The organism is Caulobacter sp. GW821-FHT09A05 (assembly GCF_059418465.1).
The window spans coordinates 1-24,099 of sequence record NZ_JBWKPX010000043.1 but is presented as its reverse complement, the minus strand read 5'-3'; the positions used below and the strand labels follow the sequence as shown (position 1 = coordinate 24,099).

The 24,099-nt window shown below is 69.8% G+C and carries 21 protein-coding genes; 6 read left to right on the top strand and 15 right to left on the bottom strand.

What is annotated here, in order from left to right:
• Nucleotides 1–52 precede the first annotated feature (52 nt).
• On the top strand, nucleotides 53–412 hold the full coding sequence (locus tag AC07NX_RS24665; protein ID WP_494645548.1) for a nuclear transport factor 2 family protein: 360 nt from the start codon (nucleotides 53–55) through the stop codon (nucleotides 410–412).
• Here AC07NX_RS24665 and AC07NX_RS24660 read toward each other — a convergent pair.
• From AC07NX_RS24660 to AC07NX_RS24640, 5 genes are all read right to left on the bottom strand, one after another.
• Complete coding sequence (locus tag AC07NX_RS24660; protein ID WP_494645546.1) at nucleotides 409–2,763, bottom strand: thiamine pyrophosphate-binding protein; 2,355 nt, start codon at nucleotides 2,761–2,763, stop codon at nucleotides 409–411. The genes AC07NX_RS24665 and AC07NX_RS24660 overlap by 4 nt on opposite strands.
• Before the next feature lie 15 nt (nucleotides 2,764–2,778).
• Entirely contained in the window at nucleotides 2,779–5,916 is a 3,138-nt protein-coding gene (locus tag AC07NX_RS24655) for an efflux RND transporter permease subunit (protein WP_494645544.1), read from the bottom strand.
• Entirely contained in the window at nucleotides 5,916–7,034 is a 1,119-nt protein-coding gene (locus AC07NX_RS24650; RefSeq protein WP_494645542.1) for an efflux RND transporter periplasmic adaptor subunit, read from the bottom strand. The genes AC07NX_RS24655 and AC07NX_RS24650 overlap by 1 nt, the downstream gene beginning before the upstream one ends.
• A 117-nt stretch (nucleotides 7,035–7,151) precedes the next feature.
• Complete coding sequence (locus AC07NX_RS24645) at nucleotides 7,152–7,841, bottom strand: hypothetical protein (RefSeq protein ID WP_494645540.1); 690 nt, start codon at nucleotides 7,839–7,841, stop codon at nucleotides 7,152–7,154.
• A gap of 107 nt (nucleotides 7,842–7,948) precedes the next feature.
• Nucleotides 7,949–8,725 (bottom strand): class II aldolase/adducin family protein, encoded by a 777-nt coding sequence (locus AC07NX_RS24640; RefSeq protein ID WP_145685940.1) that lies wholly within the window; start codon nucleotides 8,723–8,725, stop codon nucleotides 7,949–7,951.
• A gap of 122 nt (nucleotides 8,726–8,847) precedes the next feature.
• Between AC07NX_RS24640 and AC07NX_RS24635 the strand changes: the two genes are divergently transcribed.
• Nucleotides 8,848–9,519 (top strand): spermine/spermidine synthase domain-containing protein, encoded by a 672-nt coding sequence (locus AC07NX_RS24635; protein WP_494645537.1) that lies wholly within the window; start codon nucleotides 8,848–8,850, stop codon nucleotides 9,517–9,519.
• A gap of 12 nt (nucleotides 9,520–9,531) precedes the next feature.
• Here AC07NX_RS24635 and AC07NX_RS24630 read toward each other — a convergent pair whose 3' ends face one another.
• Genes AC07NX_RS24630 through dapA form a run of 3 tightly spaced genes read right to left on the bottom strand, consistent with a single transcriptional unit; the run spans nucleotide 9,532 to nucleotide 11,232 of the window.
• Nucleotides 9,532–9,885 (bottom strand): hypothetical protein, encoded by a 354-nt coding sequence (locus AC07NX_RS24630; protein ID WP_494645535.1) that lies wholly within the window; start codon nucleotides 9,883–9,885, stop codon nucleotides 9,532–9,534.
• Between the two features lie 4 nt (nucleotides 9,886–9,889).
• Nucleotides 9,890–10,348, bottom strand: coding sequence for an SsrA-binding protein SmpB (smpB, locus tag AC07NX_RS24625; RefSeq protein WP_494645533.1), 459 nt, complete (start codon nucleotides 10,346–10,348; stop codon nucleotides 9,890–9,892).
• Nucleotides 10,348–11,232, bottom strand: coding sequence for a 4-hydroxy-tetrahydrodipicolinate synthase (gene dapA / locus AC07NX_RS24620; RefSeq protein ID WP_056759913.1), 885 nt, complete (start codon nucleotides 11,230–11,232; stop codon nucleotides 10,348–10,350). The genes smpB and dapA overlap by 1 nt, the downstream gene beginning before the upstream one ends.
• Before the next feature lie 260 nt (nucleotides 11,233–11,492).
• On the opposite strand from dapA, the gene AC07NX_RS24615 reads away from it, so the two are divergent.
• On the top strand, nucleotides 11,493–13,670 hold the full coding sequence (locus AC07NX_RS24615) for a transglycosylase SLT domain-containing protein (RefSeq protein ID WP_494645531.1): 2,178 nt from the start codon (nucleotides 11,493–11,495) through the stop codon (nucleotides 13,668–13,670).
• Here the strand turns inward: AC07NX_RS24615 and AC07NX_RS24610 are convergent.
• Genes AC07NX_RS24610 through AC07NX_RS24595 form a run of 4 tightly spaced genes read right to left on the bottom strand, consistent with a single transcriptional unit; the run spans nucleotide 13,667 to nucleotide 16,885 of the window.
• Nucleotides 13,667–14,452, bottom strand: coding sequence for an ABC transporter ATP-binding protein (locus AC07NX_RS24610; protein ID WP_494645528.1), 786 nt, complete (start codon nucleotides 14,450–14,452; stop codon nucleotides 13,667–13,669). The two genes, AC07NX_RS24615 and AC07NX_RS24610, sit on opposite strands and share 4 nt — an antisense overlap.
• A complete protein-coding gene (locus tag AC07NX_RS24605) occupies nucleotides 14,449–15,489 on the bottom strand; it encodes a FecCD family ABC transporter permease (protein WP_494645577.1) in 1,041 nt (346 codons plus the stop codon). The genes AC07NX_RS24610 and AC07NX_RS24605 overlap by 4 nt, the downstream gene beginning before the upstream one ends.
• Nucleotides 15,432–16,244, bottom strand: coding sequence for an ABC transporter substrate-binding protein (locus AC07NX_RS24600; protein WP_494645526.1), 813 nt, complete (start codon nucleotides 16,242–16,244; stop codon nucleotides 15,432–15,434). Before AC07NX_RS24600 ends, AC07NX_RS24605 begins: the two co-directional genes overlap by 58 nt.
• Before the next feature lie 5 nt (nucleotides 16,245–16,249).
• Nucleotides 16,250–16,885, bottom strand: a complete 636-nt coding sequence (locus AC07NX_RS24595; protein WP_494645524.1) for a TetR/AcrR family transcriptional regulator — start codon at nucleotides 16,883–16,885, stop codon at nucleotides 16,250–16,252.
• A 312-nt stretch (nucleotides 16,886–17,197) separates the two neighbouring features.
• On the opposite strand from AC07NX_RS24595, the gene AC07NX_RS24590 reads away from it, so the two are divergent.
• The 3 genes from AC07NX_RS24590 to AC07NX_RS24580 are packed head-to-tail and all read left to right on the top strand — an operon-like array spanning nucleotide 17,198 to nucleotide 20,241.
• The gene (locus AC07NX_RS24590) at nucleotides 17,198–18,514 is read left to right on the top strand and encodes a glycosyltransferase (protein WP_494645522.1); all 1,317 of its coding nucleotides are present in this window, start codon (nucleotides 17,198–17,200) and stop codon (nucleotides 18,512–18,514) included.
• Nucleotides 18,515–18,532: 18 nt separating this feature from the next.
• Nucleotides 18,533–19,441, top strand: a complete 909-nt coding sequence (locus tag AC07NX_RS24585; protein WP_494645521.1) for a class I SAM-dependent rRNA methyltransferase — start codon at nucleotides 18,533–18,535, stop codon at nucleotides 19,439–19,441.
• Nucleotides 19,438–20,241, top strand: coding sequence for a TrmH family RNA methyltransferase (locus tag AC07NX_RS24580; protein ID WP_494645519.1), 804 nt, complete (start codon nucleotides 19,438–19,440; stop codon nucleotides 20,239–20,241). The genes AC07NX_RS24585 and AC07NX_RS24580 overlap by 4 nt, the downstream gene beginning before the upstream one ends.
• 47 nt (nucleotides 20,242–20,288) lie before the next feature.
• Here AC07NX_RS24580 and AC07NX_RS24575 read toward each other — a convergent pair whose 3' ends face one another.
• From AC07NX_RS24575 to ligA, 3 genes are all read right to left on the bottom strand, one after another.
• A complete protein-coding gene (locus tag AC07NX_RS24575) occupies nucleotides 20,289–20,720 on the bottom strand; it encodes a DUF2147 domain-containing protein (RefSeq protein ID WP_494645517.1) in 432 nt (143 codons plus the stop codon).
• 95 nt (nucleotides 20,721–20,815) lie between these two features.
• Nucleotides 20,816–21,421, bottom strand: a complete 606-nt coding sequence (locus tag AC07NX_RS24570; RefSeq protein WP_494645515.1) for a 3'-5' exonuclease — start codon at nucleotides 21,419–21,421, stop codon at nucleotides 20,816–20,818.
• A 195-nt stretch (nucleotides 21,422–21,616) separates the two neighbouring features.
• Nucleotides 21,617–23,965 carry an NAD-dependent DNA ligase LigA gene (gene ligA / locus AC07NX_RS24565; protein WP_494645514.1) on the bottom strand — a complete coding sequence of 783 codons (2,349 nt, stop codon included), beginning with the start codon at nucleotides 23,963–23,965 and terminating at the stop codon, nucleotides 21,617–21,619.
• Nucleotides 23,966–24,099: the final 134 nt, after the last annotated feature.

The following is a 24,099-nucleotide window of genomic DNA, read 5'->3' as shown; positions in this document are numbered from 1 at the left end:
GGGATTTCATCGCCTTTTCCGCCCGCATCGCGCCCCGCGGGACGCTCTGACCATGGCCGAGGCTCGCGACCTTGTCATTCGGCTGCACGAGGCGATCGGCCGTCGCGACGCGGACGCCGCCGCGCCTCTTTTCCATCCCCAGGCCCGGTTCCGGAACTATCTGGACGAGGGCGAGGTGGTCGGACAGGAAGGCGCGCGCGCCTTTTACCGGAAACTGTTCGAGACCCTCGCGCCGGAAATCGACCTGCTGTCGGTCCAGACCCTGGCCGACGGCCGCGCGCGGGCCGAGCTGCAGGTGTCCATCCACGCCACTTCGGGCCAACTGTGGTCGGACAGCCGCGTCACCGCGACCTATACGATCCGCGACGGCCTGATCCAGAGCGTGGTCCTGGGACCGGACCGCCCCGTCTAAACCAGCAGGTCGGCGCAGGCGTCCAGAACGGCGTCGGCGTCCAGGCGATACTTGGCGTAGAGGTCCGGCAGGTCGCCCGACTGCCCGAAAGTCTCCAGCCCCAGCGCCCGCAACCGCATGCCGCGCACCGAGCCCAGCCACGAGAGGGTCGAGGGCGCCCCGTCGATCAGCGTCACGAGGCCGGCGTCCCGGGACAACGGCGCCAGCAGGGCTTCGATGGTCGAGGTGCGCGCTCCGCCGCTCGTCCATCGCGAACGTCCGGCGTCGGTCCAGTCGCGGTGCAGGACATCCGCCGAAGTCACGGCCAGAAGGCCCGCGTCCGGCTCGTCCTCCAGCACCGCCTCGAACGCCGCGAGCGCCTCCGGAGCCAGGGCGCCGGCGTAGGCGATGGCCAGGCGCGCGCCGGGGGCCGGCGGACGCAGCCAGTAGGCGCCGTCGACCACGCCCTGACGCCAGGCGTCATTCGTGCGCTCCGGCTGGGCGATCACCCGGGTCGACAGCCGCAGATAGGTCGAGGTCCCTTGTTCGGCCTGGATCTGGTCGAAGGCGTGGGCCATCAGCACCGCCGTCTCGTCGGCGAAGGCGGGCTCGTAAGCGTCCAGTCCGGGCTGGCTCATGCCGATCAGCGGCGAGCCGATCGACTGGTGCGCGCCGCCTTCGGGGGCCAGGGTCAGGCCGCTGGGAGTGGCGACCAGCAGGAAGCGGGCGTCCTGGTAGCAGGCGTAGTTCAGCGCATCGAGGCCGCGGGCGATGAACGGATCGTAGAGCGTGCCGACCGGGAACAGCCGCTCGCCGAACAGCGGCGCGGTCAGACCCAGGGCCGCCAGGGCGATGAACAGGTTGTTCTCGGCGATGCCCAGTTCGACATGCTGGCCGGTTTCGGCCTTGGACCATACCTGGGCGGAAGGGATGCGCCGGCGCTTGAAGACGTCCTCGTGCGCCCGGCGCTGGAAGACGCCCCGACGGTTCACGAAGCCACCGAGATTGGTCGAGACCGTGACGTCCGGCGACGTCGTCACCACACGGCCGGCGAACTCGTCGTCCCCACGGGCGATCTCGAACATCACCTTGCCAAACGCCGCCTGGGTGGATTGCTCGCCGCCGCCCGAAACGGCCGCCAGCAGGGCGTCAGGGGATGGCGTTGGAATGGCCGGCGCGACGTGCTCTCGCTCGATGTTGGCCGCGAACGGCGCCCTGGCCACCAGCCCCTTGAGGGCGGTGTGCTCCGCCGCCGAAAGGCCCGACAGCGGATCCCATTCCTCCCCCTCGACCACGCCGAGCCGCGCGCGCAGCTCGGCGATCTGGGCCTCGGTCATCAGGCCGGCGTGGTTGTCCTTGTGCCCCTGGAACGGCAGGCGCAGGCCCTTGACGGTGTAGGCGATGAAGACCCTCGGCGCATCGTCCTGGCTGGCCCGATCGAAGGCCTCCAGGATGGTCTCCATGCAGTGACCGCCCAGCTCGGTCATCAGCTCGCCGAGGTCGACGTCCTTGTAGGCCGCGATCAGCTTGAGGGCGTGGGCGTCGCCGGCCAGGTCGGTGTTCAGCCGTTCGCGCCAGGCGGCTCCGCCCTGATAGCTGAGCGCCGCGTAGAGATCGTTGGGCGCGGTCTCGATCCAGGCCCTCAGCGCCTCTCCACCCGGCTTGGCGAAGGCCTCGCGCTGGCGCTTGGACCATTTCAGCGTCTCGACGGTCCAGCCGGCGGCCTCGAAGATCTCGCCATAGCGGGTGAACATCCGGTCCTGGGTGGTCGCGTCCAGGCTCTGGCGGTTGTAGTCGACGATCCACCAGGTGTTGCGGATGTCATGCTTGCAGGCCTCGATCAGGGCCTCGTAGATGTTGCCCTCGTCCAGCTCGGCGTCGCCCAGCAGCGAAATCATCCGCCCCATCTTCTCGGGCTTCACCGCGCCGCGCGCGGCCAGGTAATCCTGGGCCAGCGAGGCGAAGACGGTCATGGCCACGCCCAGGCCGACGGAGCCGGTCGAGAAGTCGACGTCGTCGGTGTCCTTGGTGCGCGAGGGGTAGGACTGGGCGCCGCCCAGGGCGCGGAAGGCCTTCAGCTTCTCCAGGCTCTGGCGGCCGAACAGATGCTGGATCGCGTGAAACACCGGGCTGGCGTGCGGCTTGACCGCCACGCGGTCCTGCGGCCGCAGCGCCTTCATGTAGAGCGCCGTCATCAGGGTGGTCATCGAGGCGCAGGACGCCTGGTGACCGCCGACCTTCAGTCCGTCGCGGCTTTCACGCAGATGGTTGGCGTTGTGGATCGTCCACGAGGCCAGCCAGAGAATGCGTTCCTCGATGCGTCGCAGGAGCGCAAGCTCCTGCCGCTTCGCCGCCAATACGGCCTCAGCCATGCTTCCTCACCCGGTTCAGACGGGTGAGGCATGCCCCTCCCCGCTCTTCTCGCGGGCTTCATAGTCCTCGATCTGCCGCGAAGTCCACTCCGGAGACTTCGTGAAGCGGGCGAGCAGGTTGTAGAACACCGGCACCACGAACAGCGTCAGCAGGGTGGCGAAGATCGCGCCCGTGAAGATCACCGCCCCGATCGTCGTGCGGCTGCCCGCCCCGGCCCCGGTCCACAGCATCAGCGGCAAGGCGCCCATGGCCGTGGCGATCGAGGTCATGATGATCGGCCGCAGGCGCAGGGCGGCGGCCTCGATCACCGCCTCCTTCACCTTCAGGCCCTCGTCGCGCAGCTGGTTGGCGAACTCGACGATCAGGATACCGTTCTTGGCGGCGATCCCGACCAGGATGATCAGGCCGATCTGGCTGTAGGTGTTGATGGTCGAACCGGTCATCAGCAGGCCGAACAGCCCACCCAGCACCGCCAGGGGCACGGTCAGCATGATCACGGCCGGGTGGATCCAGCTTTCGAACTGCGCGGCCAGCACCAGGAAGACCAGCAGCAAGGCCAGGCCGAAGGCGATGCCGACGGCGCCCGAAGCCTCCAGGAAGTCCTTGGCCTGGCCGCCCCACTTGATGCTGACGCCGGGGCTCGGGTGGGCGGCGGCCTGGTCCTGGAAGAACGTCACCGCGTCGCCGACCGTATAGCCGGGCGCCAGTTGGGCGGTCAGGGTCACCGAGCGCAGGCGGTCGACGCGCGGACGGTCGGGGGCGTCGCCCCGCAGCTGCGTGGTGACCACGGTCGACAGCGGCACCAGGGTTCCGGACTGGGTGCGCACCTGCAGCTGGTCCAGGTCGGCGAGGCTGCGGCGCTGCTCCAGGCTGGACTGCAGGATGACGTCGTATTCCTGGCCGTTCTTGATGTAGGTCGTGGCCCGGCGGGAGCCGAACATGGTCTCCAGAGCCCGGCCGATCGACTGGGCCGAGACGCCCAGGCTGGCGGCCTTGTCGCGGTCGATCTGCACCGACAGCCGCGGCGAGGTGGGTTCGTAGTCGATGCGCGGCCGCGACAGGCCCGGATTGGCCTGGGCCGCGGCCAGGATCGGTTTCAGCCAGTTGGCCAGTTCGACATAGTCGTTGCCGGTGGCGATCAGGTCGACATTGGTGCCCCCGCCCCCGCCGCCGCCGCGCTGGAAGGCGCCGCGAACGCTGGCCACGGCGCGCACGCCGGTGATCCGGCTCAGCGACCGGTTCAGCTCGGCGGCCACCTCGTCGGCGGTCTTGTCGCGTTCGCCCCAGCCCTTCAGCACCAGCACGCCGTTGGCGGTGTTGAACTGGTTCTGGCCAAAGCGCGGCGCGGCGATGATGGTCCGCGCGGCGACCCCTTCGGCCCGGTACTTCTCCAGCTGCTTCTCGACCTGGTTGGCGGCCTTGACCGTGTAGTCGAAGCCGGCGCCTTCCGGGCCGTTGATGGTGACGTCGACGCGGCCGCGATCCTCGGCCGGCACCAGTTCCTGCGGCAGCATCGAGAACAGTCCGCCGGCGGCGAGCGCCAGGACCAGCACCACGGCGCCCGTGCCGATGCTCGCCGATCGCGCCGCCAGCAGGCCTTCCAGCGAATGGCGGTAGCTGTCCTTCAGCTTGTCCATCGCATAGTCGACCTTGCGGTTGAACCAGTTGCCGCCAGCCGCCGGCCTTAACAGCTTGGAGGCCAGCATCGGCGACAGGCTCAGCGCCAGCAAGGCCGAGAAGCCGACCGCCGCCGCGATGGCCACGGCCAGCTCGACGAACAGCCGGCCGATATAGCCGGGCAGGAACATCAGCGGCGCGAACACCGAGATCAGCACGATGGTGGTGGCCACCACCGCGAAGAACACCTGCCGGGTGCCGCGCAGAGCCGCGACATTGGCCGGCTCGCCGTCATCGACCCGCCGCTGGATGTTCTCGACCACGACGATGGCGTCGTCGACCACCAGGCCGACGGCCAGCACAAGGGCCAGCAGGGTCAGCAGGTTCAGCGAGAAGCCCAGCGGGGCCAGGACGATGAATGTCGACAGGATGCAGATCGGCGCGACGACCGACGGGATCAGGGCCGAGCGCCAGCTGCCCAGGAACACCAGATTGACCAGGGCCACCAGGCCGATCGCGATGCCCATGGTGACCCACACCTCGTGGATCGCCTCGGCGGTGAAGATCGAGTTGTCGACGGCCTTGATCAGCTGCGTGCCGGCCGGCAGCGTCTTGTTGATCGCCTCGACCTCGGCGTCGACCACCTTGGAGATGGCCACGTCGTTGGCCTGCGACTGGCGGGTCAGGAAGATGCCGACCTGGTTGACGCCGTTGCCGCGGAAGATCTTGCGGCGTTCGTTGGAGCCTTCCTCGACCCGCGCCACGTCGCCCAGGCGCAGCACGAAGCCGCTGGCGTCGGCCGGGCGCAGCGGCAGTTTCAGGAAGTCCTCGGGCCTGGAATAGCCGCGGGCGACCCGGATGGTGAAGTCCTTGGAGTCGCTTTCCAGCGCGCCGGCCGGCAGTTCGACGTTCTGGCTGTTCAACGCGGTCTCGACGTCGTCGACGGTCACGCCGCGCGCGGCCATGGCGTCGGGGTTGAGCCAGATGCGCATGGCGTAGAGCTGGCCGTTGAGGCCGGCCTGGGCGACGCCCGGCACGGTCGACATCCGCTCGACCAGGTAGCGGTCGGCGTAGTCGGCCAACTCCAGCGGCGACAGCGTGGTCGAGGTCAGGTTGAGGATGATGATCGGCGCGCTGTCGGCCTGGGCCTTGGCGATCTGCGGCGGATCGGCCTGGTCGGGCAGGTTGGCGGTCACCCGGCTGACGGCGTCGCGCACGTCATTGGCCGCGGCGTCGAGGTCGCGGTCCAGGGTGAAGGTGATGGTGATCTGCGAGCGGCCGTCGCGCGAGGAGCTGTTGACCCGGTCGATGCCCTGGATGCCGGCGACCTGGCGCTCGATCACCTGGGTGATGCGCTCCTCGACGACCTCGGCCGAGGCGCCGGTATAGGTGGTCGAGATCGACACCACCGGCGGATCGACATTGGGCAGTTCGCGGATCGGCAGGCCGGTGAAGGCGGCCAGGCCGATGACGCAGAGAATGATCGCGGCGACCGCGGCGAAGACCGGGCGGCGAACGGAAAGGTCGGAAAGCATCAGCCGGCCTTCTGCTTGCGCTGGCCCTGGCCGCCTTGAGCCTTGTCACCGCCAGCGCTGACCGGCGCGCCGTCCTGCACGCGGTTGAGGCCGTCGCCGACGATCTTGTCACCGGGTTTCAGGCCGGACGTAATCTCGATAAAGCCGTCGGTCGTAATGCCCGTCTGCACCGAGGCCCGGCGGGCGACCAGACCCTTGGGCCCCTTGGTGATCAGGAACACCGACGCCTGGTTGCTTTCGAACTGCACGGCGGCCTCGGGCACGGCCGGGTTCTGGTGCTGACCCTGGTCGATACCGACCTTGATCAGCATGCCGGGCTTGAGGCGGCCATCGGCGTTGGGGAATTCGGCCCGGGCCTTGAGCGCGCGGGTGGCCGGATCGATGCGGGTGTCGATCTGGGCGATGCGGCCGGTGAACACCTGCCCCGGCAGAGCGTCCGGCTTGGCCGTAATCGTCAAGCCCTCGCGCAGGATCGACAGGTAGCGGTCGGGCACCGAGAAATCGACGCGGATCAGCGAGACGTCGTCCAGGGTGACGATCGCGGTCCCGGGACTGATCAGGGCGCCCGGCGCGATGTCGGTGATGCCGACGCGGCCCGAGAACGGCGCGCGGATCACCTTGTCGAGCTTCTGGGCGCTGGCCGAGGCCAGGACGGCGCGGGCCGTGTCACGGGCGGCCAGATACTGATCGGCCGAGGCGCGGGGCGCGATGCCCTTGTCGGCCAGGGTCTTCCATCGCGCGTACTCCCGATCGGCCTGGGCCAGCTGGGCCTTGGCCTGGGCGATGCCGGCGTCTTCCTGGTCGCCCTTCAGCTCGACCAGGACCTGGCCCTTGGAAACCGCCTGCCCGTCGCTGAAATGGACCGCGGTGATCAGCTCGGCCGTGTTCGAGGTGATGGTGACCGACTGGCGCCCCTTGGCGACGCCAAGCACCTCGATCCGGTCCGTGAAAACGCGCGGCTGGACGACGACCTGCGACACCGGCGTCGCCCGTCCGCCGCCACCCGCGCCGCCCTGCCCCGACGCCTTGTTGCCGAAAGCCAGTTTCAAGCCGCCGGCCACCAGCATCAGCAGAACAGCGACGACCGCCGCGACGAGGAAGAAGTGTCTGCGGATCACGAAAAGCTCCGGGCGCCGGAATGGAACGGCTCAGCTAATACAAAACGGCTCATTAGCCGCCAGCCGTAACCTGCGTCCAGTGACACACGAATGACCAAATATTACAGTGCTGAAATATCAGAACCGCCGCCACACGGCCAGGACGGGGCCATGGTCGGCCGGAGTCTCGCGGCCCAGCACCGTTTGACGCCATCCAGCCTGCAGGCTCCAGGCGCCCAGGTCGCGTGTCAGGGATATTTCGCTCTTGCACCAGCGCGATCTGATGGGCCGGGAATCCGCCTGTCCGGCGAAGGTCTGGACCATCAACAGCCAGCGGGGCGCGGGTCTGAGGCCCGCCGTGGCGTCGACCCTGGTCTCGTCGGCCAGGCCGCTGCGCCTCAGGCGCGCGACCTGCAGCTCGGCGAAGCCCTGCAGGGTCCGCCACTGGCCAGAGGTTCCCGCCAGCAGACGCGCTTCCAGATCCGTGTCGCCCTGTCCCGGCGCCGCATAGCCGGCGTTGCGCCCCACGCCATCCCTGGCGGCGCCCAGATAAAGGCTGACGACTGATCGATCCGTACGCAGCAACGCATAGCGGAGACCCAGTTCGACGGATCCCAGCCCCTCATAATCGACAAAATCGTCGTGGCCGCGAGTCAGCGCCAGCTTGGACTGCAGGGTCAGGCGGTCGGTCAGGCCGTATTCGCCGTAGAGCGACAGCGTCTGGTCGCGACGCCGCGCGATGGCCACCTCCACGCCATCCGGATCGAAGCCCGTGTCGGCCTTCTGGTCCTCGTACTTGAGGATGACCAACCCCTCGCCGTCCTTCATGGGCCAGGCGCCGGCCCAGGCCCGGCCGGATAGGCCACCCAGCGCGCAAAAGAAAGCCGCCGCGGTCCCGAGGACCACGGCGGCGTTTCGTTTTCGGCGCTTGGGCGTCAATCCGCGTAACCGGGGGACTCCCGGTCGAGTTTGCGCAGGCTGCCAGGCCAGGCCAGGCCCGCGATCATGCCCATGCCCATGCCGGTCTGGCTGCGGACCTCGGCCTGGGCGGCCTCCGGCGCCTCGAGAACATTCTGGCGGCCGGCGCTCAGCGCCATCACCTGCTGGGCGCAGGCCCGTTCCAGGAAGAACATGCCCAGCCAGCACTCGGCCGCCGTCGCCCCCACGGACAGGGTGCCGTGGTTGCGCAACATCATCAGCTTTTTCTCGCCGAGGTCGGCCACCAGGCGTTCCCGTTCGTCAAGGTTGAGCGCAATGCCTTCATAATCGTGATAGGCGAGTTGAGGCAAGACAATTAGCGAATGCTGCGACAGCGGCAGCAGGCCTTCCTTGTTCGCGGACACCGCCACGCCCTGGTCGGTGTGCAGGTGCATGACGAAGTGGGCGTCCTCGCGGGCGGCGTGGACCGCCGAATGGATGGTGAAGCCCGCCGGATTGATGAAGTACGGCGTCTTGTCGATGACGTTGCCGTCCAGGTCGACCTTGACCAGGCACGAGGCGGTCATCTCGCCGAAGAACAGGCCGTAGGGGTTGATCAGGAAGTGGTGCTCCGGCCCGGGAATGCGGGCCGAGATGTGGGTGAAGATCATGTCGTCCCAGCCGTGGACGGCGACCAGGCGATAGAGCGCGGCGAGATCGACGCGCGCCTTCCATTCGGCCTCGCTGACCTTGTCCTTGAGCGACGTGGCGATGGGCGATGCACCGTCGGCCATGAGCGGATCCTCCGTAGGTTATCATTGTTAGGTTTGAAGGTCGCGCCGCTGGGTCCTTGCGTCAAGCGGCCGTTCGAGGGAGGGACACCCGTCCATCTTCCATTGGCCCCGAACGAGGTCCCATGATCCCCTGGCAGCATCTCGACACCGCCCGGGTGCCCGGCGACGGCCAAGACCTGCGGCTGATGCGGCGCGGGACCGAATATTCGATCATGACCGGCGGCGTCGAGCTGATGAACAGCCGGCTCAGCGGCTCGGAAGAAGCCATGGCCGCCCTGGCCTTCGAGCGGATCGGCCAACGCCCGGAAGCCCGGGTGCTGATCGGCGGCCTGGGCATGGGTTTCACCCTGCGCGCGGCCCTGGCCGCCTTCGGCGCGGACGCCCGGATCGTCGTGGCCGAGCTCGTGCCCGGCGTCGTCGCCTGGGCCCGGGGACCGCTGGCCGAGCTGCACGGCGCCAGCCTCGACGATCCCCGCGTCGGCGTCCACCTGGGCGACGTCGGCGAACCGATCCGCGCTGGAGAGGCGGCCTTCGACGCCATCCTGCTGGACGTCGACAACGGCCCCGGCGGCCTCAGCCGCAAGGAGAACGACGGCCTCTACAGCCCAGCGGGCCTGGCGGCGGCCAGGCGCGCCCTGCGCCCCGGCGGCGTGCTGGAGGTCTGGTCCTCGACCCGCGACAACGCCTTCACCCAGCGCCTGAAGCGCGCCGGCTTCACGGTCGAGGAAATCGGCGTGCGCGCCCACAAGGGACGCGGCGCGCGGCATGTGATCTGGATGGCGACACGGCCCTAGGGATAAGCCAACCTAACAGGCATGTTCAAACATCACGCTCAAGTACAGACCGCGGTTAGCCGGCGAGGTTTCGACCCACCCCCGCAACGCCTGCTCGATACGGCGTCGGATCGCATCGTGGGAACGATCAACGCCCAAGCGAAGGTCCGATCCGTAAGGGCCGTCCACCTTGAAAAGGTAGGTTCTATCCACAGCCGACGGATCCGGCGACGGGATCACATCCGACTGGGCCGTGAAGCTGATGACGTCCAGGCCAAGCGACAGACGCCACCAAGTCCGCTCCCGATCCTGGGCCTGATTTTCCAGACAAAGCCCCGTCTCGTCGTCGACAACCGCGTACGAGTCCGTCAGCCGAACGAAGGCCATCGCCCTAGTCCCCTCGGTCGCCCTTCATCAGCCGCGCCTTGTCGCGCTGCCAGTCACGCGCGGCCTCGGTCTCGCGCTTGTCGTGGTTCTTCTTGCCCTTGGCCAGGCCGATCTCCAGCTTGGCCAGGCCCCTCTCGTTCCAATAGAGCTTGAGCGGGATCAGGGTGCGGCCGTCCCGCTGCACCGCGCCGATCAGCTTGTCGATCTGCTTGCGGTGCAGCAGCAGCTTCCGGTGCCGGCGGGGCTCGTGGTTGAAGCGGTTGGCGTGGCCGTAGGGCGGGATGTCGGCGTTGATCAGCTTGATCTCGCGCCCTTCCACCGAGGCGTAGGACTCAGCGATATTCGCCCGGCCCACGCGCAGCGACTTCACCTCGGTGCCGGTCAGCATCAGCCCGGCCTCGACGGTCTCTTCGATGAAGTAGTCGTACCGCGCGCGGCGGTTCTCGGCGATCGGTTTGGTCATCAGACCAGACCCGCCTCGCGCATGGCCTCCAGGATCGCCGGCTTCACCGCGTCGCTGCACGGGGCGATCGGCAGGCGCACGTCGGCCTCGCAGAGGCCCAGATGGGCCATGGCGAACTTGGTCGGCGATGGCGAGGCGTCGAGGAACAGCGCCTTGTGCAGCCGCACCAGGCGGTCCTGCCAGTAGAGCGCGGTCTCCCATTCCCCATTCAGGCAGGCGTTGATGAAGGTGGCGCAGGCGTCGGGAGCGACGTTCGAGGTCACCGAGATCACGCCGTGGCCGCCATGCGCCACGTAGCCGAGCGCGGTCGGATCGTCGCCGGACAGCATCACCCAGTCGGGGCCGCACATGATCCGCTGGAAGCTGGCGCGGGTCAGGTCGCCCGTAGCGTCCTTGATACCGACGATGTTGGGCAGCTTGGACAGTCGCTCCAGAGTCTCGTTGGCGATGTCCGAGCCGGTGCGCCCCGGCACGTTGTAGACCAGCACCGGCAGCTGCACGGCGTCGTTGATCGCCTTGTAGTGCTGGTACACGCCTTCCTGGCTGGGACGGACATAGTAGGGCGACACCACCAGGGCCGCGTCGGCGCCGACCGCCTTGGCGTGGGCGACCAGCTCGATCGCCTCGGCGGTCGAGTTGGAGCCGGCCCCGGCGATCACCGGCACGCGACCGCGAGCGGTCTGCACGCACAGTTCCACGACGCGCTTGTGCTCGTCGTGGCTCAGGGTGGCGGTCTCGCCGGTGGTGCCGACTGGCACCAGGCCGTGCACGCCGCCGGCGATCTGGCGCTCGACCAGGGCCACGAAGGCTTTCTCGTCCACCGCGCCGTCGCGGAATGGCGTGACCAGCGCCGGAATGACGCCCTTGAACGGAGAATGAGCCATGACTTGCAATTTGCCGTGAGAAACGCGCCGCGACGGTTGCGGCCAGAGGATGGGGGCGGACAATATGTCCCGCTCCCCATGTCCCGCAACCGGTCCGTGACGCTCTGCACCGATTTGGGGACGTTTCTGCAAGGGTCAATCCGCCGCGAAGCGGTCTATAAGCGCCAGTCAGGGTCGCAAGCGCCGCAAATCGGCCCCTCGTTCATCCGAAAACGGCGAGAATACAGCCCGCTGGGCAGAGAATCGAAGGAGACGACGTTTTGGCGTCAGGGTTGGGTAAGGTGTTGCTGGGCGGATCCGCGGTGGTGGCGCTCTTCGGTGTGGCGCTGGCCCAGGATGACGTCGACCTGCCCCGCGCGCCCCAGCCCTATACGGGAAGCGCCACGCCGCAGGGCCTGATCACCACGCCGCCGACCGCGACCTACGCCACGCCCGCCGATGCCGACGCCGCCAACCTGCGCATGGCGGTGACCAGCCGCGATCCCGCCACCATCCGCATGGCCATGTCGAGCATCCAGGACCCGCTGTCGCGCAAGATCGCCCTGTGGGCCCTGGTCGACGCCGGCGCCGAGAGCATGAGCTTCTTCGAGCTGGACCAGGCCCGCCGCGACCTGTCCGGCTGGCCGCGCGCCCAGCGCCGCGAGAACGCCGCAGAGAAGGCCCTGGTCACCTCCGGCCTGGACGCCCAGCGCATGATCGCCTGGTTCGGCGGCCGCGACCCGCAGACCGCTGAGGGCGCCATGGCCCTGGCCACCGCCTACCAGACCGCGGGCCGCGGCAGCGACGCGACCAACCTGATTCGCCGCTGGTGGCGTGACCAGGTGTTCGAACTCGACGCCCAGCGCGGCATGTTGGCCCGGTTCGGCGCGCTGCTGACGAGCGACGACCACGTCCGCCGCGCCGACATCCTGCTGTATGGAACGCAAGGCCCGGCGGCCCGCGACATGGTCGCCCTGCTGCCCTACGACCAGCAGGCGGCCGCCCAGGCGCGCATCGCCTTCCGCTCGAACGCGAGCAACGCCAACGACCTCTACGCCGCCCTGTCGCCGGCCCAGCAGGCCCTGCCCGGCGTGGTCTTCGAGCGCGCCGCCTATCTGCGCCGCAAGGGCCTGGACACCTTGGCCCTGCCGCTGGTGGGCCAGTTCCCCGCCCCACCGCCCAGCGGCGACGCGGCGTCCGCCATCTGGCGCGAGCGCAAGCAACTGGTGGTGTCGGCCCTGAAGAACGGCGACAGCGCCAGCGCCTACGCCGCCGCCAACGCCCGCCTCAAGGACGGCGCCGACGCGGCTGAAAGCGAGTTCTACGCGGGCTGGATCGCCCTGAGCCGGCTGAAGGACGCCGACCGCGCCGCCGCCCACTTCGCCCGCATCGCCGAGATCGGCGCCTCGCCGATCACCCGCGGCCGGGCCCTCTACTGGCAGGGCCGCGCCGCCGAGGCCCAGGGCGACCGCATCGCCGCCCAGGCCTTCTACGCCGAGGGCGCGCGCTACATCACCACCTTCTACGGGCAGCTGGCCGCCGAAAAGGCCGGGATCAAGGAGATCCGCCTCGACAAGGATCCGACGATCACCCAGGCCGACCGGGCCCGCTTCGAGGGCCGCGAACTGGTGCGGGCGGTGCGCACCCTGATGGCGGCCGGGGCGCGCGACCAGGTGCGGGTCTTCGTACTGTTCATCGACGACCAACTGCCCTCCGCCGAGGAAGAGGCCCTGCTGGTCGACCTGGCCCGCAATTACGGCGATCCGGACCTGGCCATGCGCGCGGTCCGCACGGCGGCCCAGCGCGGCTTCACCCTGCCCGAGCGCGGCTACCCGCTGCTCGACCACCTGTTCACCCCGGGACCGGGCGCGGCCGAGACGGCCTTCGTCTATTCGATCTCGCGCCAGGAGAGCAATTTCGACCCCAATGCCCGCTCCGCCCCCGGGGCGCGCGGCATGATGCAGCTGATGCCGGCCACCGCCTCCATCGTCGCGCGCCAACTGGGCGAGAACCACAGCGTCGATCGCCTGTCCGACCCGTTCTACAACATGCGCCTGGGCTCGACCTATCTGGGCAGCATGGTCAGCAATTTCAGCGGCTCATACATCCTGGCCGCCGCCGCCTACAACGCCGGCCCGGGGCGCCCGACCCAGTGGGTCACCCTGTGCGGCGACCCGCGCGGCGCGACCACCGACCCCCTGGACTTCATCGAGTGCATCCCGTTCTCAGAGACCCGCAACTACGTGATGCGGACCATCGAGACGACCATGGTCTACCGCGCCCGCCTGAACGGCGGGGTGGCCCCCCTGACCTTGTCGAGCGACCTGAAGCGCGGCGGGTACAGCTATGCGGGCCCGACGGGCACGCCCCCGGGCGGCCTGCCGCCGATCGGCGGGAGCACGGCATCGAGCGCGCCGACGGCGATCCCGCAGGGGAGCTACGTGCCGGGTACGCGCTAGGCGGACCCTTCTCTGACGTGAGGGGGAGGGGCCCGCCGCGCCGCCACGACCAAGCCCGCGGGCGTCTCGACCAACGCCCCGTCCAGCCTGAATACGTCCGCCAGAACCCTAGGCGACAGCGCCTCGACCGGCGTACCCTCCGCCGCCACGCGGCCGTGGTCCAGCACCAGCACGCGGTCGCAGGATCGCGCCGCCAGGCCCAGGTCGTGCAGGGTGACGACCACGGCCGCTCCTACCGCCGCCTCGACCCGCAACAGGTCCAGGGTCAGCAACTGGGCGTCGGGGTCCAGGCCCGCCACCGGCTCGTCGGCGACCAGCAGCGGGGCGCGGGTGGCCAGGAGTCTCGCCAGCAGCACCCGCGCCCGCTCGCCGCCCGACATGTCGAGCACGCCCCGCTCCGCCAGGTCGGCGACGCCCACCCGCTCCAGCCGTTCGCGAGCGACGGCCAGGGCCTGGCCTGGCGGCAAGTCCGGCGCACCGAGAGCGGCGACCTCCAAAGCTGGCAGGTTCCAGGCCAGGCGGCGCTCCTGGGGCAGGTAGCCGACGAGGCGGGCTCGATCGACGGGGCTGAGGTCGCCCACCGCGCGCCCTGCCAGCCGCGCCTGCCCCGCGTCCAGCGGCATCAGGCCCAGGCCCGCCCGCAGCAGGCTGGTCTTGCCCGCGCCGTTGGGACCAACCACGCCCAGCACCTCGCCGGGCGCGACCTTGAGGGACGCGCCGTCCAGCACCAGGGCCTTGCCGCGCCGGGCCTTGGCGTCTGCGATGATCCAGGCCGCCGTCATGAGCGCCAGCTCCGGGCCGCGCGCCAGGCCAGCAGGGCGAAGACCGGGGCGCCGAACAGGGCGGTGACCACGCCCAGCTTCAGCTCCTGCTCGGTCGGGATCAGGCGGGCGGCCAGGTCGGCGGCGACCAGCAGCACCGCCCCCGCCAGGGCCGAGGGTCGCAGGAGCTTGCCCGGATCGTCGCGCACGGCGGCCCGCACCAGGTGCGGCGCGGCCAGGCCGACGAAACCGATCACGCCCGCCGCCGCGACCGACGCCCCCGCCAGCAGGGCCGAGCCGGCCACCGCCGCCACCCGCAGCCGCGCCATCGGCAGGCCCGACATCTGGGCCGCCTCCTCGCCCAGGGTCAACATCCGCAGCCCCCTGGCCGCGTACAGGCAGAGTCCCGCCCCGACCGCCATCGGCCCCAGGGCCCGCAGAATGTCGGTGAGGTCGCGGTTCTCGACCGAGCCCATCAGCCAGGCCAGCACCTCGGCGATGGCCACCGGTGACGGCGACAGGTTGAAGACCAGGGCTGTCAGGGCGCCGGCGAAGGCCGACAGGGCCACGCCGAACAGGATCAGCACCTCCGGCTCGCGAAACCGCGCCGCCAGGCCGACGACCACGCCCCCGGCCGCCAGCGCCCCGGCCAGGGCGGCCAGCTCGATGGCGCCCGGAAACGCCGCCAACCCGCCGGCGATGGCCAGGGAAGCGCCCAGGCCCGCCGTGGCCGAAACGCCCAGCACGCCCGGCTCGGCCAGCGGGTTGCGCAGCAGGCCCTGCATCGTCGCCCCGGCCAGGCCGAGGCCTGCTCCGACCAGGGCGGCCATCAGCACCCTCGGCAGACGGATGGCCCAGAGCACCTCGCCCGGCGCCGAGGCCGGGTCGGCCAGGGCCTGGTGATACTGCGCGGCGCTCAGCGGGCTTTCACCCAGGCCGATGGCCACGGCCGCCGCCGCGATCAGGGCCAGCAACAGGCAAAGCTCCAGGCGACGCGGGCTCATCGCGCCGCCTCCGCGAGGACCTGCGCCCCGTCGGCGGCGAACCAGGCCGAACAGCCCAGCATGGCGCCGGGCAGCGAGGCGACCACCCGGCCCCGCGTCGCCTGGCGCAGCGCCGCGTGACGTCCCGGCCCCCATCGATCGGCTCCAGCCCGGGTCAGGTCGAAGAAGCCCAGCACCACCGCCTTGGGCGGGTTCAGCACCAGCTTCTCCAGCGGCGCGGGTGAGAAATAGGGCTTGGCCGAGGCGTTCGTGAACCCCGCCGCCCGCAGCATCGCGTCGACCATCGTGTTGGGGCCGGCGGTGTAGCCGCCCGGCGTCAGATAGAAGGCGGCCCGCCCCCTGCCCGCGCCGGCCGCCCTCGCCAGATCGGCGTCCATCCGCGCCAGCAAGGCCTCGCCCTCCGGTCCGCGGTTCAACGCCTGAGCCACCTGGCGGACATTGGCGCGCACGCCGTCAAAATCGGTGGCGTCGCCGAGGCTGATCGTGCGCACGCCGCGCCGGGCGAGAGCCGCCGTCAGCCGGGCGTCGCCGCCCCACTGACGCACCACGACGTCGGGACGCGCACCCAGCACCGCCTCCAGCGTCGTCCGCCGCTTGGGCAGGCCCGTCGCCCTGGCGCGAAGGAAGGAATCCGGCGCGGCGGCGCGCGGCGACACGCCGACGATGGTCTCGCGGGCCGCCAGGGCCAGGACATATTGGTCGGCGCAGGAATCCAGCGACATCACCCGTCCCGGGCTCAGTTGCGCGGCGGCGGGTCCCGCGACGGCCGCCAGGCCGGCGGCGAGGCCGGCGAGCAAGGCGGCGCGCATGGATGTCAGTCCGTGACCAGGCCGTGCAGCAGGCCGTCCAGCATGACCGTCATCAGTTCCCCGCGCGGCGCCCAGTTGCGGTCCGGCAGGGTGATCAGCAGGGCCACCAGGCCATGACAGGCGGCCCACAGCACCTGGGCCGCGCTCTCGCCCGACCCGGTGCGCAGGCGGCCGGCGGCGGCGATCTCGTGGATCGGGCCGCTGAACTCAGCGAAGCAGCGATCGCCCAGTTCCGCGGTGGCGGCCTGCTTTTCCTTGGAGATCACGTCGCGCGATCCGCAGAACACCAGTTGGTAGGTGTTGGGATTGTCGAACGCGAACTTCATGTAGGCCTCGAGCATCAGCCGCACCCGCGCCACGGCGTCGATCGGCCGGTGAGCGATATCGACGTTCACGGCCAGCAGTTGGCCGATCGCGTCGTCGCTGATCTCCAGCAGGATCTGGTCCTTGTCGCGGAAGTGCATGTAGAGGGCGGTCGACGAGACGCCCACGGCGTCGGCGATCTTGCGGATCGTCGCCCCGGCATAGCCTTCGGCGATGAAGATCCTCTCGGCGGCGGCCAGGATTTCTCCACGACGCAGATGGCCGTCCCCTTTGGGCTTGCGGGCCGACTTGTGCGGCTTCTTCAACGCGACCGTCACGATGTGGCGTTCCCCTACCTCGTCCCCGAACCCGACACTAAACGGGAATCACCCAGACGTCGCAACTCCCGAGGATTTCCCCAAAACACGTGTTTTTCCGTTTGACACTTTAAGGTTGAAGATTCGCTATCTGCTCGCTGGATCCGACTGTGCGCGGCGGGGGCGATGGCGCGAGAAGAGAGAGACCAGCGGCGAAGCGCGTTCAGGACGAAGCCGTCCAACGGACGCGGGATCGGAGCGACGAAGGACGACGCGGTCCAGGCGGCCGCGCCGCTGCCGGATGGAGCCCATCGGCGACTGTCCCGTGGTCAGATGGCGGGACTGGCGATCCTGCTGGCGACCCTGCTCCTGTTGGCGACGTTCCAGACCCGCGCGACGCTGGAGGGTTTCCACCTGCTGTTCTTCGTCGGGTTCATGAGCCATTCGGCGATCAAGCTGGTCGCCGCGTTCACGCCCCGCGCGCCGACGCTCGCGGCGTCTCTGCCCGACGAAGCCCTGCCCGCCTACACGATCATTGTCCCGCTCTATCGCGAGGCGGCGGTGGCGGCGGAGCTGGTCGCAAATCTAACGCGGCTGGACTATCCGCGCGACCGCTTGCAGGTGCTGATCGCCCTGGAGGCCAACGACCAGGAGACCCAGGCCGCCTTCGGCGCCCTGGACCTTCCGGCCGGCTTCCAGGTGCTGATCGCGCCGCCCGGCTCGCCGCAGACCAAACCCCGCGCCTGTAACGTCGCCCTGGAGCGCGCGCATGGCGAGCTGGTGGTCATCTATGACGCCGAGGACGCACCGCATCCCGGCCAGCTCCGCGAAGCCGCCGCGCGGTTCGCCCAGGCCGACGACGGCCTGACCTGCCTGCAGGCGCCCTTGCGGATCGAACCAGACCCGCGGTTCCTGCCCGATCAGTTCGCCCTCGAATACGCGGTGCTGTTCGAGGTCTTCCTGCCGGCCCTGGCGCGCTGGGGCCTGGCCTTCCCGCTCGGCGGCACCAGCAATCATTTCCGGGCCGACGCCTTGCGCGCCATCGGCGGATGGGATCCCTACAATGTCACCGAGGACGCCGACATCGGCTTTCGCCTGGCCGCCCGGGGCTACAGGCTGGACGTGATCACCCGTCCAACCCTCGAGACCTCGCCCGCCACGCTGAAGGTCTGGACGCCGCAACGGGCGCGCTGGATCAAAGGCCACCTCCAGACCTTGGCCGTCCACGCCCGTGGTCCGGTGGTGCGCACCCCGCGAGGCGCCGCCGCCCTGGTCCTAACCCTGGCCCTGCCGCTCGTCTCGTCCCACCTGCACGGCCCGCTGTTCGCCTGGCTCCTGCTGCAATGGTCCGGTTCGATGCTGGGCCTGTGCCCGGCCGTCCCGGCCATGGACTGGATGCTGGTGTTCTTCGGCTGGACCTGTATCGCCATCGCCGGGGCCCAGGCCCAACGGCGGGCCGGACACCGCCAACGCCCCCTGCCGCTGCTGGGGGCGATCTTCTACTGGCCGCTCCAGAGCCTCGCGGCGGCCAAGGCGCTCCGCCAGTTCGTCGTCGCGCCGTTCCATTGGGACAAAACCCCGCATACGCCTCGCGCCGCGAACCCTTTGCTGCCTCGGCTGCTGGCGCGGACTGGACGGGCCTTGCCCTGAGCGCGTATTGGCGGGGTCATGGATCCGACCGTCGCCGCCGCCCCCCTCGTCATGCGCACCACCGGCTGGGCCGACTACGCCCTGCTGGACAGCGGCCATGGCCGGAAGCTGGAGCGCTACGGCCGCTACACCGTCGTGCGTCCCGAGCCGCAGTGCTTCTGGGCCCCGCGCCTGGACCCGAAGGCCTGGGACGCCGCCGACGCCGTATTCGACCCCACCGACGAGGACGAGGCCGGCCGCTGGCGCTTCAAGGGCAAGCCATTGGAGAAGTTCCCCCTGGCCTGGGGCGAGGCGAAGTTCCATGGCCAGTTCACCCCGTTCCGCCATCTGGCCTTCTTCCCTGAGCAGGCGGCCAACTGGGCCTGGCAGGACCATCGGGTCCGCGCCATCAAGGGTCGCCAGCCCAAGGTGCTGAACCTGTTCGGCTATACCGGCGTAGCCAGCCTGGTCTGCGCCGCCGCCGGCGCGGCCGTGACCCACGTGGACGCCAGCAAGAAGTCGGTCGGCTTCGCCCGGGAGAACGCCGCCTTCGCCGGCCTGGCCGACAAGCCGATCCGCTGGATCGTCGAGGACGCCCGCCGCTTCGTGGCCCGCGAGGTGCGCCGCGGCTCGCTGTATGACGGGATCATCCTGGATCCGCCGAAGTTCGGCCGCGGCGCCGATGGCGAGGTCTGGCGACTGTTCGAGGATCTGGCCGAGCTGACCGCCAATTGCGCCCAGATCCTGGCCCCGGACGCCTCGTTCCTGCTGATGAACGCCTATGCCGCCCGGGTCTCGGGCGCGGCGATGTCGGGGCTGCTGGCCCAGGAGCTGAAGGGGCGCGGCGGGGTCATCGACTGGGGCGAGCTGTCGCTGGTCGAGGAGAAGGGCGATCGGCAGATCGGCCTGTCGTTCTTCGCCCGCTGGGCCTCGGAGCAGCCGCGATGAACGCCCCCCACGCGCCGAAGACCGTCACCTCGCTGTCGAACGCCACCGTCAAGGCCGTCCGCGCCCTGCACATGCGCAAGGAACGCGAGGAGAGCGGCCTGTTCCTGGCCGAGGGCCTGAAGATCGTCATCGAGGCGATCGACTGCGGCCACGCCCCCAGGATCCTGATGTACGGTCGCGACGCCGCCGACCATCCGATGCTGCAGAAGGCCAGCCAGGCCTGCCTGAAGGCGGGCGGCGAGGTCATCGAGGTCAATCGCGAGATCCTCGAAAAGGTCTCGCGCCGCGACAATCCCCAGGCCGTGGTCGGGGTGTTCAAGCAGGTCTATGCGCCGCTCAGCGCCATCGTGCCCGAGAGCGCCCCGTGCTGGGTGGCCATGCAGGCCGTGCGCGACCCGGGCAACCTGGGCACGGTGATCCGCACCGCCGACGCGGCCGGTTGCGGCGGGGTGATCCTGGTCGGCGACTGCGTGGACCCCTATTCGGTCGAGGGCGTGCGGGCCACGATGGGTTCGATCTTCGCGGTCAAGATCGCCAAGGCCTCGGTGGCCGAATTCCTGGCCTGGCGGGAAACCTGGCCCGGCAGCGTGGTCGGCACCCTGCTGACCGCCACGGTCGACCACAAGAGCGCCGACTATGTGAAGCCCTCGCTGATCCTGATGGGCAACGAGCAGCAGGGCCTGCCGCCCGAACTGGCCGCCGCCTGCGACGTCAACGTCAAGATCCCGATGCGCGGCCGGGCCGACAGCCTGAACCTGTCGGTGGCGACCGGGATCATGATCTACACGGTGACGGGTTAAGATCGCCGGCGGGGCCAGGCCCCTGGGCCCGTCCCCGACTCGGTCGACTATTTGATCCGCGTCCACTTCTCGGTCTTGCACAGCGGGGCCACGATGCAGCCCTTGAGCTTCAGTTCGTTGGCCGAGATCAGGGTGATCGTCCCCGAATAGGTGCCGCCGTCGGCGGCGTTGTAGACCTTGCCGCCGGTCCATTTGGTCGGCCCGCCGGTGAAGTCGTACAGCATCTGCATGTTCTTCAGCGGCCGGTTGCGCAGGCTGGCGTCCTTGTTCTTCGTGTCCTTCACGGTCGGGTCGCTCTTGATGTGGTCCGAGCTGACCAGCTTGCCGCACAGGCTGTTGCCGCAACGGCTGATCTCGACCTGGCTGCCATTGGTCTGGGTCTGCCACAGGCCCGCGACGTCCTGGGCGGAGGCCGGGGCGGCGAAGGCCAAGGCCCCCGAGGACAGGGCGAGCGCGGCGGCGAGGATAGGCAGTTTCATGGGGTCTTCTCCCGGTTTTGTTGTCGCCCTTCTAACGCGCGTTCGGCTGAACCGGCCATGAATTGATGGCCAAGTTCGAACAAGACTGGCCCGAACTAGACCGCGCGCCGTTTCAGGCCGGGGCTGGAACAGGTCGTGTAGCCGGTCGCGGTCAGCCGGCCGGCCGTCATGCCCAGCCTGTCGGGCAGCTCGCGGATGTGCGAGGCCCCGACCGCCTCGACCGCCGCCAGGGCGACGCTGCCGCAGGCATAGGCGTCCTGGGCCGCGTCATGGTGCGTGAAGTCCACGCCCAGGAAGTCGCAGACCGCGTTCAGCTTGGCCGACTCCAGCCGCGGCCAGGTGTTCCTGGCCACCTGCACCGTGCAGATGTAGTCGAAGCACGGGAACGGCAGGCCGTAGAGCTCGCAGGTGCGGCGCATGACGCTGATGTCGAACGCCGCGTTGTGGGCGATCACCGTCGCCCGCTCGATCCGGTCGCGAAGCCGCGACATCACGGCCGGAAACTCGTCGGCGTCCTCCACGTCGGCGGGCCGGATGCCGTGGACGGCGATATTCCAGCCCGAGAACCGCATGTCGATCGGCCGGATGTAGTGGTGCTCGACCTCGGTGATCCGCCCGTCCTCGATCCACGCCAGGCCGATGGCGCAGGGGCTGGAGCGCTGTTCGTTGGCGGTCTCGAAGTCGATGGCGACGACGGGCATCAGGTTCTTGCCCTGGAAGTCGGACGACTTGGCGGCCGAACAGTCTGAAAATAGGTTGTCATCCCGGAAGCCTCGCAGAGGCTGTCCGGGGCCCAGGGGACTGGGTAGAAGCGGCGCCCAGTCCCCTGGGTCCCGGCTCTACGCTTCGCTTCGGCCGGGATGACAACAGTGGGGTGGAAATCAATTTGCTCATTCCTAGCCGCCCACCATCTCGAGCCACTCGTCCTCGGTCATCACCTGGATCCCCAGTTCGGTGGCGGTCTTCAGCTTCGAGCCCGCCCCCGGGCCGGCGACCACCAGGTCGGTCTTCTTGGACACCGACGAGGCGACCTTGGCGCCCAGCCCCTCGGCCTGGGCCTTGGCCTCGTCGCGGGTCATCTTCTCCAGCGAGCCGGTGAAGACGATGGTCTTGCCGGCCACGGCCGTGTCGGTCTTGGGCTTGGCCACCGGCTGGATGTCCAGCTCGGCGACCAGGTTGGCCACCTTCTCGCGATTGTGTTCCTCGGCGAAGAAGCGGGCGATCGACTGGGCCGCCACCGGGCCGACGCCGTCGATGGCCGCCAGCTGCAGGTAGTCGTCGCCCGGCGCCCCCTGCCCGGCCTCGGCCAGGGCCTGGGCGAAGGCGTCCCAGTCGCCGTAGCGCTCGGCCAGGGCCGTTCGGGCCGGCTTGTTCAGCCTGGGCACGGCGTGGCCGATCTTGACCTCCAGGCTGTCGGCCTCCGGCCACGGATCGGCCCTCAGCCCGCCCTTGCCCGCCTCGACCAGTTCGTCGCGGGCCTTGGGACCGACGCCGGCCGCCCCCGACAGCTCCAGATAGACCGCCCCCGGCAACTGCGCCGCCGCCCGCTCGGCGGCGGCCTGCAGGTCCTCGAACCGGTCGAAGTTTCGGGCCAGGACCGTCGAGGTGGTCTCGCCGATGTCGCGCATGCCCAGGCCGTAGATCACCCGGTCCAGGCCAATGGTGCGCCGCGCCTCGATGCCCTTGACCAGGTTGGCCACCGAGGTTTCGCCATAGCCGTCGCGCTCACGAAGCTCGGCCAGTTTCGCCTCGTCCTTGGTCAGCTTGAAGATGTCGGCCGGCTCCTTGATCCAGCCGGCCTCGAAGAACGCCGCCAGCTGCTTCTCGCCCAGACCCTCGATGTCGAAGGCCCGGCGGGAGACAAAGTGGCGCAGGTGCTCGATGCGCTGGAACGGGCAGGCGAATTCGCCGGTGCAGCGGCGCACCACCGACTCGGTCCCGGACGCGTTGACCTCGCGGGCCAGCGGCGTCTTCAGCGGACAGGGGCATTCGTGCGGGAATTCGTAGCGCTCGGGCTCGGGATCGGGCCGTTCGTCGAGCGCCACCTCGACGATCTGCGGGATCACGTCGCCGGCCCGCTGGATCACCACGGTGTCGCCGACCCGGACGTCCAGGCGGGCGATCTCGTCGGCGTTGTGCAGGGTGGCGTTGGTCACCGAAACCCCGCCCACGGTCACCGGCTTCAGCCGCGCCACCGGGGTGATCGCCCCGGTGCGGCCCACCTGCAGGTCGATGGCCTCCAGGATCGTGCGGGCCTGCTGGGCCGGGAATTTGCGGGCGATGGCCCAGCGGGGCGAGCGCGACACGAAGCCCAGGCGGCGCTGCTGCTCCAGGTCGTCGACCTTGTAGACCACGCCGTCGATGTCGAACGGCAGTTTGGGCCGCAGCACCTCGAATTCGGCATAGGCGTCCAGCAGGCCCTGGGCGTCCTGGACGCGCCTGGCCGGCGGAGCGGTGGTGACGAAGCCCCATTGGTGGAGCTTTTCCAGCGCCTCCCACTGGCCGGCGGCGAACGGTCCGCTGGCCAGGCCCCAGGCATAGGCGAAGAACCGCAGCGGCCGCTGGGCGCTGATCTTCGGGTCGATCTGGCGCAGCGAGCCGGCGGCGAAGTTGCGGGGATTGGCGTAGGTGCGCTGGCCGGCCTCCTGGGCCGCGGCGTTGAAGGCGGCGAAGGCCTCCAGCTCGACATAGACCTCGCCCCGGATCTCGATCACCTCGGGCCAGCCCGAGCCTTTCAGGCGGTGCGGGATGTCGGCGATGGTCCGCAAGTTGGCGGTGACGTCCTCGCCCACCTTGCCGTCGCCCCGCGTCGCGCCCTGGACCAGCACGCCGTTCTCGTAGCGCAGCGAGGCCGACAGGCCGTCGATCTTCGGCTCGGCGGTGTAGAACACCGGTTCGGTCGTCAGGCGCAGGAAGCGGCGGATGCGGGCGTCGAACTCGGTGGCCTCGTCGTTGGAAAAGGCGTTGTCGAGGCTCAGCATCGGCACGCCGTGCTCGACCGGCGAGAACTGCTCGGCCCGCGCCGCCCCGACCCGCATCGACGGCGAGTTCTCGCGGATCAGCTCGGGAAACCGCGCCTCGATGTCGAGGTTGCGGCGCTTGAGGGCGTCGTATTCGGCATCGCTGATCGTCGGGGCGTCCTGCTGGTGATAGCGCAGGTCGTGCGCCGCTAGCGCGTCGGCCAGCCAGGCCAGCTCGGCGTCGGCTTGGTCCTTGGTGAGGTCGGCGGCGGCGATCTGGGACACGGGCGAATCCGGAAGCTGGAGGACGGCGGGAGACTAGCGGGGGCCGGCCGCGCCGCGAACCCCCTCCGGCCCTTCGGGCCACCTCCCCCAGAGGGGGAGGAGCTACGCCGTACGAGCTGCTCCCCCTCTGGGGG